Origin of the sequence: Nocardia sp. NPDC058497 (assembly GCF_042720195.1) — a bacterium.
Lineage (GTDB): Bacteria > Actinomycetota > Actinomycetes > Mycobacteriales > Mycobacteriaceae > Nocardia.
The window spans coordinates 7,401-7,677 of the sequence record NZ_JBHXMY010000276.1; the positions used below are offsets into that span (position 1 = coordinate 7,401).

1 protein-coding gene is annotated in these 277 nt (G+C 61.7%); it reads right to left on the minus strand.

Annotation, left to right across the window (positions count from 1 at the left end):
- Positions 1-47: 47 nt before the first annotated feature.
- Positions 48-176: a hypothetical protein gene (locus ACFWPJ_RS18910; protein ID WP_378853025.1), complete on the minus strand. Its 129-nt coding sequence runs from the start codon at positions 174-176 to the stop codon at positions 48-50.
- Positions 177-277: the final 101 nt, after the last annotated feature.

Below are 277 nucleotides of genomic sequence, written 5' to 3' on the forward strand. Positions count from 1 at the left end.
CCCACAATCAACACCCCCCCCGCTTTAACCCCGCGGCCACTAACATTTTATTTTGGCCCCAGGCGCCCCCCCCCGCTGACGATGCCGAGCATCGCCGTCGGCGCCGTCCGCGACGCGAAGGTGACCAGGGCGTTCCACTCGGTGTCGCGGTCGAACAGATAGTCCGGCTTCGTCAAACCTTCCCCCAGTCATTAGGAGTGCAGTCCTTAGGAGTGTACTCCTAACATCTGCCGAAGGCGGACAAACGCCTTTCTCTGGCGATCAGCAGGGTCAGCCT